The sequence below is a fragment of the Streptomyces sp. GB4-14 genome, assembly GCF_022696125.1.
GTDB classification, from domain to species: domain Bacteria; phylum Actinomycetota; class Actinomycetes; order Streptomycetales; family Streptomycetaceae; genus Streptomyces; species Streptomyces werraensis.
The window spans coordinates 923,257-942,954 of sequence record NZ_RZHO01000002.1; the positions used below are offsets into that span (position 1 = coordinate 923,257).

At 73.2% G+C, this 19,698-nt stretch carries 19 protein-coding genes; 8 read left to right on the forward strand and 11 right to left on the reverse strand.

What is annotated here, in order from left to right; translation table 11 throughout:
- Nucleotides 1–11: 11 nt before the first annotated feature.
- Nucleotides 12–1,352 (reverse strand): allantoinase AllB, encoded by a 1,341-nt coding sequence (allB, locus tag ELQ39_RS05445; protein WP_242591194.1) that lies wholly within the window; start codon nucleotides 1,350–1,352, stop codon nucleotides 12–14.
- Nucleotides 1,353–1,589: 237 nt separating this feature from the next.
- On the opposite strand from allB, the gene ELQ39_RS05450 reads away from it, so the two are divergent.
- The gene (locus ELQ39_RS05450; RefSeq protein WP_190001443.1) at nucleotides 1,590–2,393 is read left to right on the forward strand and encodes an IclR family transcriptional regulator; all 804 of its coding nucleotides are present in this window, start codon (nucleotides 1,590–1,592) and stop codon (nucleotides 2,391–2,393) included.
- Nucleotides 2,394–2,499: 106 nt separating this feature from the next.
- Here ELQ39_RS05450 and ELQ39_RS05455 read toward each other — a convergent pair whose 3' ends face one another.
- The gene (locus ELQ39_RS05455; RefSeq protein ID WP_225628483.1) at nucleotides 2,500–2,814 is read right to left on the reverse strand and encodes a DUF5955 family protein; all 315 of its coding nucleotides are present in this window, start codon (nucleotides 2,812–2,814) and stop codon (nucleotides 2,500–2,502) included.
- A 206-nt stretch (nucleotides 2,815–3,020) separates the two neighbouring features.
- Here ELQ39_RS05455 and ELQ39_RS05460 point away from each other — a divergent pair, with 206 nt between their 5' ends.
- Together ELQ39_RS05460 and aceB are read left to right on the forward strand one after the other, a co-directional pair.
- Nucleotides 3,021–3,620: a nucleotidyltransferase family protein gene (locus tag ELQ39_RS05460; protein WP_242591195.1), complete on the forward strand. Its 600-nt coding sequence runs from the start codon at nucleotides 3,021–3,023 to the stop codon at nucleotides 3,618–3,620.
- Nucleotides 3,621–3,773: 153 nt separating this feature from the next.
- Nucleotides 3,774–5,399 (forward strand): malate synthase A, encoded by a 1,626-nt coding sequence (gene aceB / locus ELQ39_RS05465; protein ID WP_242591196.1) that lies wholly within the window; start codon nucleotides 3,774–3,776, stop codon nucleotides 5,397–5,399.
- Nucleotides 5,400–5,417: 18 nt separating this feature from the next.
- Here aceB and ELQ39_RS05470 read toward each other — a convergent pair whose 3' ends face one another.
- The 5 genes from ELQ39_RS05470 to ELQ39_RS05490 form a co-directional block, all read right to left on the reverse strand.
- Nucleotides 5,418–5,696, reverse strand: a complete 279-nt coding sequence (locus ELQ39_RS05470; protein WP_189904140.1) for a SelT/SelW/SelH family protein — start codon at nucleotides 5,694–5,696, stop codon at nucleotides 5,418–5,420.
- The gene (locus ELQ39_RS05475; RefSeq protein ID WP_242591197.1) at nucleotides 5,693–6,607 is read right to left on the reverse strand and encodes a HipA family kinase; all 915 of its coding nucleotides are present in this window, start codon (nucleotides 6,605–6,607) and stop codon (nucleotides 5,693–5,695) included. The genes ELQ39_RS05470 and ELQ39_RS05475 overlap by 4 nt, the downstream gene beginning before the upstream one ends.
- 76 nt (nucleotides 6,608–6,683) lie before the next feature.
- Nucleotides 6,684–6,941, reverse strand: a complete 258-nt coding sequence (locus ELQ39_RS05480; RefSeq protein ID WP_242591198.1) for a hypothetical protein — start codon at nucleotides 6,939–6,941, stop codon at nucleotides 6,684–6,686.
- Between the two features lie 20 nt (nucleotides 6,942–6,961).
- Nucleotides 6,962–7,915: a TerC family protein gene (locus ELQ39_RS05485; protein ID WP_242591199.1), complete on the reverse strand. Its 954-nt coding sequence runs from the start codon at nucleotides 7,913–7,915 to the stop codon at nucleotides 6,962–6,964.
- A gap of 123 nt (nucleotides 7,916–8,038) precedes the next feature.
- Nucleotides 8,039–9,583 (reverse strand): IucA/IucC family protein, encoded by a 1,545-nt coding sequence (locus ELQ39_RS05490; protein ID WP_242595547.1) that lies wholly within the window; start codon nucleotides 9,581–9,583, stop codon nucleotides 8,039–8,041.
- Between the two features lie 108 nt (nucleotides 9,584–9,691).
- Here ELQ39_RS05490 and ELQ39_RS05495 point away from each other — a divergent pair, with 108 nt between their 5' ends.
- From ELQ39_RS05495 to ELQ39_RS05505, 3 genes are read left to right on the forward strand one after another with little or no spacing between them, the layout of a single operon-like run.
- Nucleotides 9,692–11,224 (forward strand): IucA/IucC family siderophore biosynthesis protein, encoded by a 1,533-nt coding sequence (locus ELQ39_RS05495; RefSeq protein WP_242591200.1) that lies wholly within the window; start codon nucleotides 9,692–9,694, stop codon nucleotides 11,222–11,224.
- Between the two features lie 45 nt (nucleotides 11,225–11,269).
- Nucleotides 11,270–12,541, forward strand: a complete 1,272-nt coding sequence (locus tag ELQ39_RS05500; protein ID WP_242591201.1) for a VWA domain-containing protein — start codon at nucleotides 11,270–11,272, stop codon at nucleotides 12,539–12,541.
- Entirely contained in the window at nucleotides 12,541–13,341 is an 801-nt protein-coding gene (locus ELQ39_RS05505; protein WP_225628488.1) for a hypothetical protein, read from the forward strand. Before ELQ39_RS05500 ends, ELQ39_RS05505 begins: the two co-directional genes overlap by 1 nt.
- A gap of 62 nt (nucleotides 13,342–13,403) precedes the next feature.
- Here ELQ39_RS05505 and ELQ39_RS05510 read toward each other — a convergent pair whose 3' ends face one another.
- Nucleotides 13,404–13,928, reverse strand: coding sequence for a DUF3291 domain-containing protein (locus ELQ39_RS05510; RefSeq protein WP_242591202.1), 525 nt, complete (start codon nucleotides 13,926–13,928; stop codon nucleotides 13,404–13,406).
- A gap of 237 nt (nucleotides 13,929–14,165) precedes the next feature.
- Entirely contained in the window at nucleotides 14,166–14,792 is a 627-nt protein-coding gene (locus ELQ39_RS05515) for a winged helix-turn-helix transcriptional regulator (RefSeq protein WP_190001432.1), read from the reverse strand.
- 81 nt (nucleotides 14,793–14,873) lie between these two features.
- Here ELQ39_RS05515 and ELQ39_RS05520 point away from each other — a divergent pair, with 81 nt between their 5' ends.
- Entirely contained in the window at nucleotides 14,874–16,082 is a 1,209-nt protein-coding gene (locus ELQ39_RS05520; RefSeq protein ID WP_190001431.1) for a pyridoxal phosphate-dependent aminotransferase, read from the forward strand.
- A gap of 102 nt (nucleotides 16,083–16,184) precedes the next feature.
- Here the strand turns inward: ELQ39_RS05520 and ELQ39_RS05525 are convergent, their stop codons facing one another.
- Together ELQ39_RS05525 and ELQ39_RS05530 are read right to left on the reverse strand one after the other, a co-directional pair.
- Nucleotides 16,185–16,985, reverse strand: a complete 801-nt coding sequence (locus ELQ39_RS05525; protein WP_242591203.1) for a GNAT family N-acetyltransferase — start codon at nucleotides 16,983–16,985, stop codon at nucleotides 16,185–16,187.
- Between the two features lie 121 nt (nucleotides 16,986–17,106).
- A complete protein-coding gene (locus ELQ39_RS05530) occupies nucleotides 17,107–18,624 on the reverse strand; it encodes an alpha/beta fold hydrolase (RefSeq protein WP_242591204.1) in 1,518 nt (505 codons plus the stop codon).
- 92 nt (nucleotides 18,625–18,716) lie between these two features.
- Between ELQ39_RS05530 and ELQ39_RS05535 the strand changes: the two genes are divergently transcribed.
- Nucleotides 18,717–19,682 (forward strand): MerR family transcriptional regulator, encoded by a 966-nt coding sequence (locus ELQ39_RS05535; RefSeq protein ID WP_242591205.1) that lies wholly within the window; start codon nucleotides 18,717–18,719, stop codon nucleotides 19,680–19,682.
- Nucleotides 19,683–19,698: the final 16 nt, after the last annotated feature.

Genomic DNA, 19,698 nt, shown 5'->3' on the forward strand with positions numbered 1-19,698 from the left:
CGGATGTCGGGTCAGTGCGGCCGGGTGAGGAGCAGGCCCCTCGGTTCGGTGAACTCTCCCTCGGCCAGGATCCGTTGGCCGCGCAGCCAGGTGGACCTGACGACGCCGTGCAGGGTGCGTCCGGCGTAGGCGGTCACCCGGTTGCGGTGCTGGAGGGCGGCCGGGTCGACGGTGAAGGTCTCTTCGGGGGCGAGGACGGCGAAGTCGGCGTCGAGGCCGGGCGCGATGGCGCCCTTGCGTGCCTCGAGGCCGGCCAGCCGGGCCGTGCGCGTCGCCGTCCAGCGGACCACGTCCTCCAGGGTGTGGCCGCGTCCGCGGGCCTCGGTCCAGACGGCCGGGAGGCTGAGCTGGAGGCCGGAGATGCCGCCCCAGGCGGTCGCGAAGTCGTCCGTCTTGAGGTCGGCGGTGGACGGGGAGTGGTCGGTGACGACGCAGTCGATCGTGCCGTCCGCCAGGGCCTGCCACAGCAGGTCCTGGTTGGCGGCCTCGCGGATGGGCGGGCAGCACTTGAACTCGCTGGCCCCGTCCGGGACTTCCTCCGCGGTGAGGGTCAGGTAGTGGGGGCAGGTCTCGACGGTGACGCGGACGCCGTCCGCCTTGGCCTCGGCGAGGAGGGGCAGCGCGTCGGCCGAGGAGAGGTGGAGGACGTGCACGCGGGCGTCGAACCGCCGGGCCTGTTCGAGGAGTCGCGCGATGGCGGTGTCCTCGGCGCGGCGGGGACGGGAGGCGAGGAAGTCGGCGTAGCGGGGTCCGCCGCGCTGCGGGGCTTCGGCGAGCCGGCGCGGGTCCTCGGCGTGCACGATCAGCAGGCCGTCGAAAGAGGCGATCTCGCGCAGTGCGCTCGCGAGGCGCTCGTCGTCGAGATGGGGGAACTCCTCGACGCCGGACGGCGACAGGAACGCCTTGAAGCCGAAGACCCCCGCCTCGTGCAGCGGGCGCAGGTCGGCCACGTTGTCGGGGAGGGCGCCGCCCCAGAAGCCGACGTCGATGTGCGCCTTGTCGGCGGCGGTCTTCCGCTTGACGCGCAGGTGGTCGACCGTCGTGGTCGGCGGGAGGGAGTTGAGCGGCATGTCGATCAGCGTGGTGATGCCGCCGGCGGCGGCCGCGCGGGTGGCGGTCCAGAAGCCCTCCCACTCGGTGCGGCCGGGGTCGTTGACGTGCACGTGGGTGTCGACCAGGCCGGGCAGCAGGACGTCGTCGCCGAAGTCCTCCAGACGGGCGCCGTCGGGGACGGGCGCGTCGTACGGGAGGACGGCGGTGACGGTGGGGCCGGTGACGGCGACGGACGCGGCGCGCATTCCCTCGGGGGTGATGACACGGGTCGAGCGCAGCACCAGTTGGACGTCGGGCACCCGGAGCCTCCTGCAGGTCCGCCGGAAAATTCAACGTTCTGTTGAAGGAGTGTTGCCCTCGGACACCACCGCGTCAAGGGTGCTCCTGGTGCGACGGGAGCGCGAGCGCCACCTCTGGACGTTTCCACAAAGCGGAATTACCATTCCGTCACACAGAACGTAGCTCCGTACAAGCGGGCCGCCGGCCGGCCGCCGGGTAGGCTTCTGACCTCCTGCCAGCCCCGAAAGGAACGCGCCGTGCCGACGTCCAGCGCCAGCACCACCGACTCCGCCCGGCCCGCCGCCAGTGGCGGCGTGCAGTCCCTCGAGCGCGCCTTCGACCTGCTGGAGCGGATGGCGGACGCGGGCGGCGAGGTCGGCCTGAGCGAGCTGTCCGCCGGCAGCGGCCTGCCGCTGCCGACGATCCACCGGCTGATGCGCACGCTGGTCACCTGCGGCTACGTACGCCAGCAGCCCAACCGGCGGTACGCGCTCGGCCCGCGCCTGATCCGCCTCGGCGAGTCGGCGTCCCGGCTGCTGGGCACCTGGGCACGGCCGTATCTGGCGCGACTGGTGGAGGAGACCGGCGAGACGGCGAACATGGCCCTGCTGGACGGGGACGAGATCGTGTACGTGGCACAGGTGCCGTCGAAGCACTCGATGCGGATGTTCACCGAGGTCGGCCGGCGTGTGCTGCCGCACTCCACGGGCGTCGGCAAGGCGCTGCTGGCCGGGTTCCCGCCGGAGGAGGTGCGGGCGCTGCTGGGCCGCACCGGTATGCCGGCTGCCACGGAGAAGACCATCACCACCCCCGAGGGCTTCCTCGCCGCACTGGAGGAGGTGCGCCGGCAGGGGTACGCCGTCGACGACAACGAGCAGGAGATCGGCGTCCGCTGCCTGGCGGTCCCGGTGCCCGACGCGCCCACGGCGGCGGCCATCTCCATCTCGGGCCCGGCGGGCCGCGTCACGGAGCCGGCGACGGAGCGGATCGTGCCGGTGCTGCAGGAGATCGCGCGTGAACTGTCGGAGGCGCTGGCGAACCCGGGAGGTCCGGCCGCCTGAGGCCGCGCCCGCACCGGCCACTGACCCTGGGCACTCCGCGCTCACTCTGCGTCAGAGGCGCGCCGCACGGATCACGCGTCAGGCCTACACCCCGAACACCCGTACGTCACGAGCGGGGTGACGTCCCGAACAGGTCCACCGCATCGCGGAGTTGCCGCAGCCCGTCCCCCAGCGCGCTCACCGAGCCGATGGCTCCGGCGACGAGCAGCAGGGAGCGGCGCAGCATCGGGATGTCGGGACGGTCGGCGGCGGCCAGTCCGGCCAGCGTGGCGAGCGCCTCCTCCGCGATGCTCCGGTCCCGGAACTCTGCACGGTGTGCGGCCAGTTGGCGGCGTAACCGGGCCACGGCGGAGCGCAGCTCCGCCACACGCGGATCCACCTGACTGCCGGGCACACACCTCTGGTCCACGCCTCGCAACACAGTCCTCCCCCTGGCAGGTCGTCGTGCGCCTCCCCTGGCCGGACCCACGCGCCCCCGCGGACCGGTGCGCGCCAGTAAACGCCACCCCGGGGCCTTTGCGCCAGTCCGCTGCGTCATCGACTTGTTCCGGAGCGTGACATCGCGCCCCGGGGCATCTTTCCGCCGGGCATCCGGACGGGCGGCTTCGGGTGGGGTATGCAGGACGCATGACGGACGACGAGAACCGGGTGGCCGGCCTGTTGCTGGCGGCGGGCGGCGGACGCCGGCTGGGCGGGCGTCCCAAGGCCCTGCTCCCCCACCGAGGACGGCTCCTCGTGGAGCACGCGGCGGAGGTGCTGCGCGCGGGCGGCTGCGCGAGCGTGCACGTGGTGCTGGGGGCGCGCGCCGAGGAGGTGCGCACCCGCGCCGCCCTGCCGGACTGCGTGCTCGTGGACAACCCGGACTGGGAGCACGGCATGGGCACGTCCCTGCGGGCCGGCCTGGACGCGCTCGCCGGTACGGGCGTGCGGGCCGCGCTGGTGCTGCTGGTGGACCAGCCGGGGATCGGCCCTCGGGCGGTGGCCCGCGTGCGGCGCGCGTACGGGTCACCCCGCTCGCTGGTATCGGCGGCGTACGACGGTGTACGCGGGCATCCGGTGCTGTTCGGCTCCGGACACTGGGCGGGAATCGCCGCGGCCGCCACCGGCGACCGGGGGGCCCGCGCGTATCTCGAGGAGCACGCGGAGGCTGTGGAACTGGTCGAGTGCGGCGACGTCGCGGAGGCGTACGACGTCGACACGGAGGCGGATCTGGCGCACCTTGAATGAGGAGTCCCGGCATCAACAAAACATTGAACTTCCACCATGAGGAAACTACTATCCACTGATCAGAAGCCCCCTGCCCGGCGCAGAGGCCTCTCCCGCCGTACCCGGGTCGCCCGGCACCCGGTGCCCCCCGCACGCCGAAGGAAGTGACAGCTGATGTCCGCACCAGCGCCGTCCCCGCTGGCCATCGTCGACGCCGAGCCCCTGCCGCGGCAGGAGGAGGTCCTCTCCGAGACGGCCCTCGCCTTCCTGGCGGAGCTGCACCGCCGGTTCACGCCCCGGCGTGACGAGCTGCTCGCGCGGCGCGCGGAGCGCCGCGCCGAGATCGCCCGCACCTCCACCCTCGACTTCCTCCCGGAGACGGCCGCAATCCGCGCCGACGACTCCTGGAAGGTCGCCCCGGCCCCGCCGGCCCTGGAGGACCGCCGTGTCGAGATCACCGGCCCGACCGACCGGAAGATGACCATCAACGCGCTCAACTCCGGTGCGAGGGTGTGGCTGGCCGACTTCGAGGACGCGTCCGCGCCCACCTGGGAGAACGTGGTCACGGGTCAGCTCAACCTGATCGACGCGTACACCCGCAGCATCGACTTCACCGACGAGCGCACCGGCAAGACGTACGCCCTGCGGCCGGACGAGGAGCTGGCGACGGTCGTCATGCGCCCGCGCGGCTGGCACCTGGACGAACGCCACCTCACCGACGCCGACGGCACCCCGGTGCCCGGCGCGCTGGTCGACTTCGGCCTGTACTTCTTCCACAACGCCCAGCGGCTGCTCGACCTCGGCAAGGGTCCGTACTTCTACCTGCCGAAGACGGAGTCGCACCTCGAGGCGCGGCTGTGGAACGACGTGTTCGTGTTCGCGCAGGATCATCTGGGCATCCCCCAGGGCACCGTCCGCGCCACCGTCCTGATCGAGACGATCACGGCCGCGTACGAGATGGAGGAGATCCTCTACGAGCTGCGCGACCACGCCTCCGGGCTGAACGCGGGCCGCTGGGACTACCTGTTCTCCATCGTCAAGAACTTCCGTGACGGCGGGCCGAAGTTCGTGCTGCCGGACCGCAACGCGGTGACGATGACCGCCCCGTTCATGCGGGCGTACACCGAACTCCTCGTCCGCACCTGCCACAAGCGCGGCGCGCACGCGATCGGCGGCATGGCGGCGTTCATCCCGTCCCGGCGGGACGAGGAGGTCAACAAGGTCGCCTTCGAGAAGGTGAAGGCGGACAAGGACCGCGAGGCGAACGACGGCTTCGACGGCTCCTGGGTCGCCCACCCGGACCTGGTGCCGATCGCGATGGAGTCCTTCGACCGGGTGCTCGGCGACAGGCCGAACCAGAAGGACAGGCTGCGCGAGGACGTCGACGTCAAGGCCGAGGACCTGATCGCGATCGACTCGCTGGACGCCAGCCCCACGTACGCGGGTCTGGTCAACGCCGTGCAGGTCGGCATCCGTTACATCGAGGCGTGGCTGCGCGGCCTGGGCGCGGTGGCCATCTTCAACCTGATGGAGGACGCGGCCACCGCGGAGATCTCCCGCTCCCAGATCTGGCAGTGGATCAACGCGGGCGTGGTGCTCGACAACGGCGAGCGGGTCACCGCCGAGCTGGCCCGCAAGGTCGCCGCCGAGGAACTGGCGAACATCCGCGCGGAGACCGGCGAGGAGGCGTTCGCTGCGGGCAACTGGCAGCAGGCCCACGACCTGCTGCTGAAGGTCGCCCTCGACGAGGACTACGCGGACTTCCTCACGCTTCCGGCGTACGAGCAGCTCAAGGGCTGAAGCGGCCGTTCGGGCGGTTCACCTCTCCGAGTGGCCCAGGGGTTTCCCCGGGGCCACTCGGTCGCGTACGGCCTGCTTCACCGCCGTCGGCTCCGGGAAGCCCTGCTCCCGCCGGTCCCAGACGACCTCGTCCCCGACCCGGACCACGAACACCCCGCCGGTCCCGGGCTTGAGCGCCAGCTCGGTCAGTTCTTGCTCGAAGGTGGTCAGCAGCTCCTGCGCCAGCCAGGCCGCCCGGGGCAGCCAACGGCACCGGGTGCAGTACTCGATCTCCACGCGCCGTGCGTCGGCCGTCACCGCAGGTGCACCGTCCCGTCCTGTTCCACCGCCGGCCGGCCGTGCAGGTCCGGCACCTGCTTGAGCCAGTCCGGCCGGCCGCGTTGCGTCCGCGCCGCGCGGAGGGCGTTCTCCGCGGCGATCTGGTCGGCCGTGGGGAAGTCGAGGGGCAGCCATACGCCGGACGCCCGTGCTCGCGCGTGCAGGTGGTCCACGTACGCCGCGCGGACCGCCTCGGGCGAGCCGAACCCCGGCTCACCGTCCAGCCAGGCGTCGGGCACCTGGTCCACGATCGACCGCAGCAGTTCCTCCGTCACCCGGGGCGCCAGCTCCGCGTCCGCGGCGCGCACGTCGGGTCCGTACCGGCCGAGGGCGTGGTGGCGGAAGTCGTACGCCTTCGTCGGGTCGCCGGCGTCCCAGCGGTGGTGGAAGACGAGCGCGGCGCCGTGGTCGATCAGCCACAGCCGGGGCGGGACGACGCCGAGGGTCGGCCACAGCAGCAGGTTGGAGCTGTGCACGGTGCGGTCGACGTTCGCGGTGAGCGCGTCGAGCCACACGATCCGCCCGGCCTCCAGCGGATCGACGGTGAACGTCTCGGCCGCCTCGGGGGTGAAGTCGCGCGCTCCCGGCAGGTGGTCCATGCCGAGGTTGACCCCGGCGCTGGAGGCGTGCAGGTCGCGCACCTCCTGGTGCGGTTCGGCGTCGGCGATCGCCGGGTCGAAGTGCACCAGCACCAGCTCCGGGAAGCGCAGTCCGAGCGCCCGCGCCAGTTCGCCGACGATCACCTCGGCGACCAGCGCCTTGCGTCCCTGCGCGGAGCCGGTGAACTTGACGACGTACGTGCCCAGGTCGTCCGCCTCGACGACGCCCGGCACGGAGCCGCCGGAGTGCAGGGGCTCGACGTAACGGGTGGCGGTGACCTGCTTCAGCATGTTTCGGGCCACCCCATCCTCGTACGACGTCGGACAGGAATCCTAACCGCGCGCGGAGGGGCGGCGGCGGGGACGGTCAGGCGGAGGGACCTGCCTCCTTGCGGCGTTCCTCCGTCCGCCGTTCCCCCCGCTCCTGGTGACGGAGGGTGTCCGCCGGGACCATCTCGGGGACGTAGTCGACGCAGTCGGGGTTGTGGCAGGGGCCCGCCCGCCAGTGGGGGACGTTGACGCCCATGGTCTTGTGCCGGGTGACGACGGTCTCCACCGGCCGGCCGCACGAGGCGCACAGCAGCTCGGTGGGCCGGGTCCCGTCGCGTTTGCGGTCGCTGCTCATGCTTCCACTTTACGCCCGCTTTACACGGTTTTGTCCTCCTCGGCCGGTGGCCGCAGCACGCTCACCGTGATCGACACGGCCAGGACGACGACGATGACCGCCAGGCTGACCAGGGACGGGATCTCGGGGACGGCGGTGCTGACGGTCTCGTGGGTGGCCTGGAGGACGAGCTTGACGCCGATGAAGCCGAGGATCAGCGCGAGGCCGACGCTCAGGTAGTGGAAGCGGTCCAGCAGTCCGGCCAGCATGAAGTACAGGGCGCGCAGGCCGAGGATGGCGAAGGCGTTGCTGGTGTAGACGATGAACACGTCGCTGCTGACGGCGAGGACCGCGGGCACGCTGTCGACGGCGAAGACGAGGTCGGCGGCCTCGATCGCGGCGACGACCGCGAGCAGCGGGGTCGCCACCCGCTTGCCCGCCTCCTTGACGAAGAAGTGCGGGCCCGCGTACTCGTCCTGGACGGGGATCACCTTGCGCAGCAACCTGACCGCGACGCTCTTGCCGGGGTCGAAGCTCTCGTCCTCCCCCTTGAGGATCTTGTACGTGCTCCAGAAGAGGATGGCCGCGAAGACGAACAGCACGGCGGTGAAGCGGCTGACCACGGCCACGCCGGCCGCGAGGAACAGGCCGCGGAAGACCAGGGCGCCCAGGACGCCGAGGAACAGCACGCGGTGCTGGTAGGCGCGTGGCACCTGGAAGTAGCTGAAGATCAGTGCGAAGACGAAGAGGTTGTCGACGGACAGGCTCTTCTCCAGCAGCCACGCGGTGGTGTACTCGACGCCCGCGTCGGTGCCGACGACGAGGAAGACCACGCCGCCGAAGAGGACGGCCAGGCCGATCCACCCGGCGCTCCAGGCCGCCGCCTCGCGGAACTCGATGACATGGGCCGAGCGGTGTGCGAACAGGTCGATCGCGAGGGACGCGACGACGATGGCGACGAACACGATCCACAGCCAGAACGGCACGTCATGCACGGGCCGGCCTCCTCCGGGCACGGTCGGGCGGCGGTCCCCCCGGGGCCTTCCTTGCGGCCCTTCTCCCGAGTCTGGGGCATCCGGACGGCCGTCGCCTCTCCTCGCGTTCCAAGCGGGGCGCGCTCAGTGGCCCGACAGAGGGTTGGGCAGCGGCCGGTAGCGGGCGGCGGCGCCGTCGGCGGCGGTCCAGCGCAGGAGGAGGTTGGTCTTGGCGGGCAGGGTGGGCGCGGTGAGCAGGGCGGGGATCTCGGGGAGGTCGTGCCGGGCCAGTTCGCGGCGGAGCGCGGGCCAGGGGTCGAGGCCGGGGTGGTGGCCGGCGAGGGCGCCGGCGATCTCCATGAGGTGGTTGACGACCAGGCAGTACACCAGGCGCTCCCAGCCCGCCTCCCGCGTCACCGTGGCCGGGCCGTCGGGGCGGTGCGGGGACGCCAGCAGCTTCACGCCCTCGGCGTCGCGGTAGAGGGCCTGCACCGGCATGCCGGCGGCGTCGAGGGCGACCAGCGTGTTCTGCAGATGCGCCTCCAGGACGACGCCGTGCCGGTGGAAGGCGGCGAGGGCCGGGGGCACCACCTGGGCCAGGTACGCCTCCCACCAGGCGGCGGGACGGTCGGTGGCCGCGAGCGGGTCGCCGTCGAAGCCCTCCACCAGGGCGGCGGCCAGGCAGGGAGTGGCACCGGGGGCCAGGTGGCCGTCGAACCCGTCGCGGACCACGACCGCCAACTGCTCCACGGCGAAGTCCGCGGTGCGGTGCCCCCGGTCGCTCAGCCAGGCACCGCCCGCCGGGCTGCCCTCGAAGGCGTCCCGTACGGCGGTGTCGGTGGCGCGCAGGCGCGCCAGGTCGTGCCGCCACAGCCGGCGGATGTCGTTGGTGATGCGCACGTCGAGGCTGAACTTGAGGAACAGGTCCTCGGCGGGGGCGTAGACGGTGCGGACGGCGGCCGTGGGCCACACCGGCCAGGGCGTCCCGCCGAGCCGGAGCAGTCGGCCGTCGGCGAACGCGGGGGCGAGGTCGTCGGCCGCGAGGTCGAGCTGCCAGGGGTGGGCGGGCAGCAGCCGGTAGCCGGGCGGGGCGGCGCCGAGACGGTCCAGGGCCGCGGTGTCGCCCTCGTCCACCAGGGTGTCCTCGCGCACGCCCAGCAGGGTCAGCGGGAAGCGGGCGTACGCCTCGGGCGCGTACGGCAGCCAGGCGGCCGCGGGGCCGCCGCCGCGGGCCTTGGGGGCGGGGTGGTGGGTGTGCCCGGTGAGCAGGGACTGCTCGGAGCGCAGGTAGAGGTCGCCGGGCGGGTCGGCGCGGTCGCGGGCGGCGAGCAGCGCGGCGACGGCGTCGCGGCTGTCGAGCATCTCGGCGGGCAGTTCGTGGTTGGACCGGCCGGTGTGCCCGCGCAGCTCATCGGCGACGAGTTTGACCAGTTCCGTGTGGGTGAGGCGGCGCCAGGACCCGGCGGTGCGCACCTCGGGCGCGGTGGGGCGGCGGGCGCCGCGCACCCGCAGCAGCCGGCGCGTGTGGGGCAGGCGGTAGGTGCGCGGGCCGTCCGGGCGGCCGGGCGCGGGCAGGGGTTCGGCCACTTCGCGCAGCAGGCAGTTCAGCAGCGGCACGGCCGCGTGGGCGTCGGCGCGTCCGGCCAGGCCGTCGCGGTTCGCCGCGTCGTCGTCTGCGGGCGGGGGCATGAGGTCCACGCGTTCTGGTTCCCTACGTCTGTCCGGCGGAGACGATCAGTATGTCTGGCATCGTCCCCCCGTACGTCCCACCTTTCCGTCGATCCGAGGAGTGTGCCCGTGCCGCGTCCCTCCACCGCCGAGGCCGAGGTCGCCGAGGAGTTGGCCGTCGTAAGGCCCGCTCTGCTGCCGGCGTACGCAGGGGCGCTGCCCGGGGCGCGGGCGGCGGTGCTGACCCGGTTGTGGCGGGGGCTGACGCACGACCCGCTGCCGTGGCTCGCCGGACGGCAGGACACCCGGTCGGGGGTGGTGCTGCGGCTGGCGGACGGGCGGCGGCTGGAGGGTCCGGCCTCGGACCCGTACGCGACGGACGACCGGGTGACCGCCGTACGGCTGGAAGGTGCGGAGTACGACGATCCGGCGCGGTTGATGACCGACCTCGCGGTGCCGCACTCGGGCTCGTTCGCCTCCGAACTGGGGCACAGCACGGCCTCGCTGGCCCTGTCGCGGGCCGGGCAGCGGGGCTTCGGGAGCCCTGGGGAGGCGACGCCGGTGCGGGACTGGGAGTGGGAGCAGCGGGTGGTCGACGGACACCCCTTCCACCCGAACTGCCGCTCCCGTCCCGGCTTCTCGGTGCTCGAACAGCTCGCGTACGGCCCCGAGCACCGGCCGGTGGTGGAGCTGGGGCTGATTCCGGTGCCGGCCGGGGAGTGTCTGGTGTCGGGGGTGTGGCCGGAGTGGCTGCGGGACGGGGAACGGGTGCTGGTGCCGGTGCATCCGTGGCAGGCGGCGCATGTGCTGAAGCGGGCGGGGGCTGGTCCGGGGACGGGCGAGGGGGCGCTCGCGGCGCATCCGCTGATGGCGTTGCGCACCCTCGCGCTGCCGGACGGTCCGCACGTGAAGACGGCGCTGAGCGCCCGGCTGACGTCCTCGGTGCGGGACATCTCCCTGGGGTCGGTGGCCGCGTCGGCAATCCTGACGGACTTCGGGCAGGCGGTGGCGGAACGCACGGACGGGCTGCTGCGGATCACCCGCACGCTGGGCGCGGTGGCGGCCGGTTCGCCCGATCTGGCGGCGCTGCTGCGGGAGTCGCCGGAGAAGTACGCGGGCCCTGGGGAGCGGGTGGTGCCGGTGGCGGCGCTGGCCGGCACGGACCTGCCCCGCTCGCCCGCCCGGCTGGCCCGTCTCGCCCGGCTGGCGCTCACCGTCGGGCTGCGGCTGCTGGACATCGGCGTGGCGCTGGAGGCACACGGACAGAACCTGCTCGTGGTGCTGTCGCCGGACGGGGAGCCGATACGGCTGGTCTACCGGGACCTCGCCGATCTGCGCGTCTCGCCGGCCCGCCTGGCACGGCACGGCATCCCGGTGCCGGACGTGCCCGGCCGCATGGTCACGGACGACGCCCTGGCCCTGCGCCGCAAGCTGTTCGGCTCACTCGTGGCGGGCGCGCTGGCCGGGACGGCGGGGTCCGGTGCGGCGCTGCGGGCGGCGCTGGAGAGGGCCGCACCGGATCTGCCGCGTACGGACGACCTCTCGGCGCTGTGCGACGGACCGCTGCCGGCGAAGGCGCTGACGCTGATGCGGCTGTCGCCGGGCACCGGGGGCGACCGGTGGACGGACCTGCCCAATCCCCTGAGCCACGGGGTAGGGTGACGGACCGTTTTGGAATGCGGCGCTCCTGATCAATAGGATCCGCCGATGATCAGAAGAACACGGCCGGTGGCAGGCGCCATAGCCCTGCTCGCCGCCCTGACGGCCGGGATCGCCTTCCCGGCCGGGGCGGCCGCCGGTGAACCCACGGGCCAGGACGCGCCCAAGGTCGACCTCGTCCTCGACGTGAGCGGCTCGATGCGCGCCAAGGACATCGACGGCCAGTCCCGGATGGCGGCGGCGAAGCAGGCGTTCAACGAGGTGCTGGACGCGACGCCGGAGGAGGTGCAGCTCGGCATCCGCACCCTCGGCGCGGACTACGCCGGCGACGACCGCAAGGAGGGCTGCAAGGACACCGCGCAGCTCTACCCGGTCGGCCCGCTGGACCGCACCGAGGCGAAGACGGCGGTGGCGACCCTCGTCCCGACCGGCTGGACCCCGATCGGCCCGGCGCTGCTGAAGGCGGCCGACGACCTCGACGGCGGCGACGGCTCGAAGCGGATCGTGCTGATCAGCGACGGCGAGGACACCTGCGCCCCGCTCGACCCGTGCGAGGTGGCCCGCGAGATCGCGGCCAAGGGCATCGGCCTGACCATCGACACGCTGGGCCTGGTGCCGAACGCCAAGCTGAGCCGGCAGCTCAGCTGCATCGCCGAGGCGACCGGCGGCACCTACACCTCCGTCGAGCACCAGGACGAACTCACCGACCGTGTCAACGAGCTGGTCGACCGGGCGGCCGAGCCGGTGGTGACCCCGGTCGCCACCGAGGGCGCCGGCTCGTGCGAGAAGGCGCCCGTGCTCACGTCCGGTCTCTACACCGACCGCGAGGAGTTCGGCCAGCAGCGCTGGTACCGCGTGGAGCTGCTCGCCGGGCAGGAGCTGCGCGCCTCGGTGAGCGTCGCCGCGGACCGCGCCGTGCGCCCCGATCACGGCGTGCTGATGCGCGCGGTGACCGTGCACGGCCGGGAGATCGTGCGCGGCGAGGCCACGGGCAACGGCCGTACGGACGTGGTGTCCACGGGCCTGCGCCACCCCGAGCCGGAGCGTGACGACGACAGCGACAAGCCCGCGGCGGAGACGGTGTGCCTCGGCGTGACCACCTCCTTCTCGGCGGACGCCGGCGTGAAGACCACGCCCGGTCTGCCGCTGGAGCTGACGGTCGACGTCGTCGACGGCCCCGACGACGCGTCCGACGTCGCCTCCTTCGGTCTCGGCCGGGGCTGGTGGCTGCTCGGCGCACTGGTCGTGACCGGCTTCGTCGCCGGTCTCGTCTGGGGCTGGCTGTCCCGCTGGCGGGTCGCCGTCTGGAGGACCAACTGATGCGCGCCGTACGAGTACTGAGTGCCGCCCTGCTGACGCTGGGCCTGGCCGCCGCACCCGCCGCGGCCGACTCCACCCCGTCGCCGGAGGCCTCCGCCGGCAGCGGGGGTCCCACCCGCGCGGGGACGTCCTTCCGCACCGCTACGGAGGTCGAGCAGGGGCAGACCGCCACGGCGCGTGCCTCCACGGGCGACTACCTGTACTGGTCGTTCCCCGCGGACGCGGGACAGCGGCCCACGGTCCGCGCGACGGTGAAGCTGCCGGAGAGCCACGCCTCCGAGACGTGGCAGGTCGACGTGTACGACGGTCTGCGCCGCCGCCAGGCCTGCCAGTACGGCGCGCAGACCCGCACCGCCGGACCGGGCACGACCGGCGTGGAACTGGCGTGCGTCCTGCGCACGGTCCGCGCCTGGTCGGAGCCCTGGGCCAACGATCCGCTGCCCGGCACGTACTACGTGCGCCTGACGGCGCTGGAACTGTCGGCGGACGACCTGGGTCAGCCGGTCGACGCCGAACTGCGCGTCGAGTCGAAGGAGATGGGCGGCGCGGCAGCGGTGGACGGCTCACTGTCGGAGCCGTTGGTACCGGGTGTCGCCTCCCGTCCGGAGGAAGAGTCGGACGACTCCTCCTCCGCCGTGCTGGCCGGCCTCGAGCCGGAGGACGGCTGGACGTCGGGCTGGTGGTCCGACCGCTGGATCTGGACGGCGGTCGGCGGAGCGCTGGCGGCCCTGGCGGGCGTCTTCGGCTACCGCCTGACGCGGGGGCCGGGGCGGCCTCGGCATGTCCCGCCGGGGGTGTAGGGATCTCGCTCGCAGCCGACCGGAAGGCCCGCCTTGTGCGGGCCTTCCGGCTGTTGAGAGCCTCACGCACGGGCCGGGGCGCCCTCCGGGGTGTACGGCCGCGAGAACGTGAAGCGCTGGGGTGCGACCCCGTGGTGATGGAGGCCCTCCAGTTTGTCCACGCCCTCCTGCCAGGTGGGGATCGCGTCCTCGGGGACCCACCAGATCACGTGACTCGGGTGCCGTGACCTCTCGAACCAGTCCTGGCGCCTGGTCAGCGCGTCGCGGTGGAGACCGGTGTAGACGGCGTCGCGGGCGGAGCGGAGGCCGGTCCACAGGGAGAGGGTGGCCGCCAGGGCGGTGGTGTCGGGGGTACGGCCCTTGGCGTACCACGACGGCACGGCGAACTCGCCCCACGCACCCCAGTCCGCCCCGAAAAGGACGCCCTGCTCACCGCCCGCCGGTTCGGCCCGGGCGAGGTGGCCGGGGTGCACGCTGATCGTGCGGTAGACGGCCTCACCGAGGGCGTAGAACTCGCGGGTCGAGGGGGCGGGGTCGGAGAGGGGGGACTTGAGGACACCGAAGGTGTAGAGCGCGAGGCGGGGCATGCGTCTCCCTTGGCAGGGGCTTCGAGGGGTGCACCTGAGCGTGGACTCGCCCGGGACCAGGCGAAGGTAGCCCCGTCGACGGGCCCTGTCGAAGTTGCGGTGCGCCCGCTCATGTGGCCGCGTCCACCGATCCGGACGTGACGCCGGCCCGGCGCAGTTCACCGGCGGTGAAGACACCGAAGGCGCTGACGGCGCACACGCGGGTGAAGAGATGTGAGGGCCGGGGGGCCTGCCCCCTCACGACTCCCTGAGCTGCTTGGCCAGCGGGCTGTCGCCCGTCACCTCGACGCGGCCGTCCCGGATCGCCTCCGGGAGGGACAGGTCGCCTCGGCCGAGGGCGATGCACGTGGGCGTGTCGAGGGTGAGGACGGCGTCCGGGTCGGCGGGGGCGGGGCCGTCGCCGTAGACGGGGCTGCCGGCCGCGCCCGCGTGGACGTGGAAGCAGCCCTCGTCCAGGCGTACTTCGACGAGCCCCTCCCCCTCCAGCGCCCGCAGCAGCGGCAGGGCGAACCAGTGGGCGCGGACCGCGTCGGTCGGCCGACGATCGCCCAGTTCCGCCTGGCCCCACGCCCCGAGGGCCTGGAGGACGGGCAGCAGCTCGCCCCCTCGCGCGGTGAGTTCGTAGACGTAGGCCGCGCCGGGAGGCGGAAGGCGGCGGCGGGTGGCCAGGCCGTCGCGTTCCATGTCCCTCAGCCGTGAGGCCAGTACGTCCGTGCTGACGCCCGGCAGGTCCGCGTGCAGGTCGGTGTAGCGGCGCGGCCCGGCCAGCAGTTCCCGGACGATCAGCAGGGTCCAGCGGTCGCCGACGACGTCGAGCGCGCGGGCGGCGGAACAGTACTGGTCGTAGCTTCGGCGAGGTGGCATGCCCCGCAGTCTAGACATGTCGTTGGACTTTCCAAGCAGCCACTTGGTAAAACCAAGTAACACCAGAAACCGGAGGGGCGCATGGAGTTCCGGCAGTCGAGCAAGCTCAGCGAGGTCTGCTACGAGATCCGCGGGCCGGTGATCGAGCACGCCAACGCGCTGGAGGAGGCGGGGCACAGCGTGCTGCGCCTGAACACCGGCAACCCGGCCCTGTTCGGCTTCGAGGCGCCCGAGGAGATCCTCCAGGACATGATCCGGATGCTCCCCCAGGCGCACGGCTACACGGACTCGCGCGGCATCCTCTCCGCCCGCCGCGCGGTGGCCCAGCGCTACCAGACGCTCGGCCTGGAGGTCGACGTCGACGACGTGTTCCTCGGCAACGGCGTCTCCGAGCTGGTGTCGATGGCGGTGCAGGCGCTGCTGGAGGACGGCGACGAAGTCCTCATCCCCGCACCGGACTTCCCCCTGTGGACCGCGGTGACCAACCTGGCGGGCGGCAAGGCGGTGCACTACCTGTGCGACGAGCGGTCCGACTGGTACCCGGACCTCGACGACATGGCCGCGAAGATCACCGACCGCACCAAGGCCGTCGTCGTCATCAACCCCAACAACCCGACGGGCGCGGTGTATCCGAAGGAGGTCGTCGAGGGCATCCTCGATCTGGCCCGCCGGCACGGCCTGATGGTCTTCGCGGACGAGATCTACGACCAGATCCTGTACGACGACGCCGTGCACCACTCGGCCGCCGCGCTCGCCCCCGACCTGGTCGTGCTGACCTTCTGCGGCCTGTCGAAGACGTACCGCGTGGCGGGGTTCCGCTCGGGCTGGCTGGTGGTGACCGGCCCGAAGCAGCACGCGAAGGACTACCTCGAGGGTCTGACCATGCTGGCGTCGATGCGGCTGTGCGCCAACGCGCCCGCGCAGTATGCCATCCAGGCCGCGCTGGGCGGCCGGCAGTCCATCCGGGACCTCACCGCCCCGGGCGGCAGGCTGCGCGAGCAGCGGGACGTGGCCTGGGAGAAGCTGAACGAGATCCCGGGCGTGAGCTGCGTGAAGCCGAAGGGCGCGCTGTACGCGTTCCCCCGTCTCGACCCGAAGGTGCACAGGATCCACGACGACGAGAAGTTCGTCCTGGACCTGCTGCTCCGGGAGAAGATCCAGGTGGTCCAGGGCACCGGCTTCAACTGGCCCTCCCCCGACCACTTCCGCATCCTCACGCTCCCCCACGCGGAGGACCTGGAGGCGGCGATCGGCCGGATCGGACGGTTCCTGAGCGGGTACCGGCAGTAGGCGCCCCGTCCAGGAAGATGTGCACGCGCAGGTCACGACGTCAGCGGACCGAGCGGGCGTACCAGCGGCCGTCGCACCGGCGCCCACCGCCGGTCCGCCGGATCACGACGCCGGGGTGAAGAAGCGCATCGGGGAGTTCGGGACGAAGCCGATGCGGGGGTACACGGGGGCGCCCGCGGCGGTCGCGTGCAGGGTGGCGCGGGTCGCTCCCGTGGCGCGGATGCCCTCGTGCAGGGCCTTGCGCGTCACCGCCTCGCCGTAGCCCCGGCGCTGCCACTGCGGATCGGTGGCGACGAGCAGGACGAACACGCGGCCCCGCGCCTCCACGGTCGCGGCGCAGGCCACGGGGGTGCCGTCGCGTACGCCCAGGTAGGCGTGGACGCCGTCCTTCCACAGCGTGGAGCCGGCGAGTCCGTCGCGGCCGTCCTCGAGCGGGAAGCCGTAGGCGCGGGAGTTGATGTCCGCGTAGGCCCGCAGGTGCTCCTCGGTGGTCACGCGCCGGAACCTCAGGTCGGGGTGGTGCGGTGCGGGGAGCGGCGGCAGGTCACCGGCCATGCCCGTGCCGGGGAAGGCGTAGGCGAGGCCGGCCTGCTCGGCGGCGGTGTCGAGCGCGGCGCGCGCCTCGTCGTCGAGGAGGTCCTCGAAGACCCACAGGAATCCCGGGCGGCTCTTCGCGCGCATGATCTCCGCCGCTTCCTCCAGACGCCGCTGGAGGAGGTCGGCGCCCGCACCGACGTCGGTCAGGGTGACGCAGTTCCAGAAGGCGAACCGGCAGTCGGCCCAGCGGACGGCGATCCCGGGCAGGTCACGGACGTCCGCGTCGGGATCGCGGTCGAGCACCATGGTCCGCCAGACGGCCGCGAGCTGTTCCATCGATTCGACGGAGTCCGCGAGATCGTGCACAGGTGTCCCTCTCCGGTCGCGAGGTCTTGAGCCCTCCGGGCGGTACGAGTCGTACCCGCTGCGCATCCTCCCCCGCGGGGCCCGCGCCCACACCCCGGTGCGCCGTGTCGCCCCGTGGGCCCTACCGCCTGCCGGGCCGCCGCAGACGGTCCAGTACCGCCCGCACGGCACGGCGCACCGCGTCGCGGGACTCGTCCGTGGGGTCGACGGTCTCGAAGGCATGATGACCGTGCGGCACCTCGACCACTTCCACGTCCGCCCCGCACTCCTTCGCCGAGGCGAGGAACTCCTCGACGGTGGCGGCGATCGCGGGCGTCTCCAGTCCGACGCGGGTGAGGACGACGGGCAGAGCTCCGGCGTTCGCCACCGCGCGCGCCGGGTCGAAGCGGCTGTCGGTCAGTCCCCAGCCGGGCATCGGTCCGAACACCGGGTAGGTGGCCGCCAGGCAGCGCAGCCAGGGCGGGGGCGCGTCCAGCCAGCGGGCCGCGATCGGGCCGCCGCCCGAGAAGAACCACAGCGCGGTCCGGTCCGCGTCCACGCGGGGGTCGGCCCGCACCCGCTCCATCGCGGCGGCGACGTCGGCGGCCGCCCGCTCGTAGTCGCCCAGGGTGTGGAGACCGTGGTCGACGACGGCGGCCACCGCGCCGCCCGCCGCGGCGCAGTGTGCGTAGCCCCTCAGGGTCGGCCAGTCCCGCGGTGTGGGGCGGGCCTCGGCGGGGACCGGGCCGCCGTGCACGAACAGCACCCCGGGGCGCGGCTCTTCGGCCTCGGGCAGGTACAGGTCGACATTCCCGTGCCGCTCCCGCGGGGCTTCGGGAACGTCCAGCAGGAAGGGACGCAGGTGCGCGGGCGGTTCCGACGCGTCGGCGGGCACCAGACGGTGTCCCTCACCGGCCGCGGCCCGCAGCAGGACGTCCGCCAGTTCGTCTGGCAGGGAGAGCATCGGCCAGTGGCCGGTGGGCAGTTCGAAGAAGGTGGCCGGGGAATCGGCCAGTGCCCGCAGCGCCGGGTCGCCCCGGTCCGCCATCATCCGGACCATCTCGATGCTCGCCCCGTTCCCGGTGCACAGCACGCCGGTGACGGGCACCGAGTCCACCGCGCCGGTCAGCCGGAGCGGCTGGAGCAGGGTCCCTGACGGCTGCGGCGCGGCCATGGCCGTGAGCCGGTCCAGCGCCGGACCGGGCACGCCCTCGGTACTGCCCCACCGGCGCCAGTCCTCGGGTGTGGCCGGAGGCGGGAGCGCTTCGCCGTCCGTCGCGGCCGTCCGGTCGCGCAGCGAACGGTCGGGCACCGCGGCCACGGCGGGGACGCCGTTCCTCGGCATGACCGCATCCAGGTACACGATCCGGTCGACGCGTCCGGCCCTGCGGTCGGCCGCGCCCAGCGCCGGATGGATGCCGTAGTCGTGTCCGACCAGCACGACCTTCCTGCCGGTCCCGCCGACGAAGTCGATCACCGCGACCACGTCCGCGATGTGGGCCTCCAGATCGACGCCTTCGCGCGCCGGGCCGAGCGAAGCGTCGATCCCGCTCGGACGGACCGCGTGCGCCTCGGCGCCCGCCGCGGTCAGGCGGTCGACTGTCTCCTGCCAGACATGCGCGCCGGTGAACATGCCCGGCACCAACACGAATACGGTCATGGACCCTTCCCTTCGAGATTCGACGGTCCGGCACCGATCACCGGCCCTCGGTCGCCGGTACCGTAGGAACTCCCCCTGAGGGAGGTTCAAGCGTGCGCGCGAGGTACGACGAGCTGTGGGGCATCGGAGAGCTGGCCGCGCGGGCCGGCGTCACCGTCAAGACCGTCCGCTTCTACTCCGACGGCGGTCTGCTGCCGGAGACCTCCCGTAGCGCCGGCGGGCACCGGCGGTACGGCTCCGACGCGCTCGACAGGCTCCGCCTGATCCGCTCCCTGCGCGCGCTCGGCCTCTCGGTCCCGGAGGTGCGGCGGGTCCTCGACGAGGAGGACGCGGCCGACGGCACGGGGGAGGCACTGGAAGGCGCGGTCGCACAGCGCCTGCGCGAACTAGGGAACGAGAAGAGGACGTTGCGCTGGAGGGAGGCGGCGCTCCGTCTGGTCCAGGAGTCCACTCCCGGCGAGCGAGCCGACCGGCTTCGACTGATCGGGGACCTGCCCGTCCCGCCCGGCACGGCCCCGCTGGTCCGGTTCTGGCGCGGCTGGCTTCCGCCCCGGATGCCCCGCCGCTCCGTCGACGCGTTTCTGGACGTCGCGGTGCCCCGGCCGCCGGAGGACCCCGCTCCCGCCCAGGTCCTGGCCTTCGCCCGCCTCAACGCCCTCACGCGGGGCCCGTGTCCGGACGCCGCGCAGCCCCAGCCGGAGGCGCACCGGACCGTCGGCGCGCGGGGTGCCGCCGTGCTGTACGCGGGGCTCGCGGAGGCGTACGAGCTGGCGGGCGTCCAGATGCGGCGAGGCCGGGACCCGCGGCCCGGTGAGGCGCTGGACTGCTTCGTCGACGCGTACACGAGCGCCTACGCCGTACGGGACGGCGAGCGGTTCCGTCGCGGACTGGCCAGGCAGCTCGCGGTGGACCCGCGGCTCGACCGGTACTGGGAGCTGGTGGCCGAGGTCGTCACCGAGCCGGGCCGACGGCCGGAACCGACACCCGGAACCGCCCATGACTGGCTGCTCGCCGCTCTGGCGGCGGAGACGGGGACTTCGCTGCCGGCGTCCGTGTGACGCCCCCGGGAGCGTA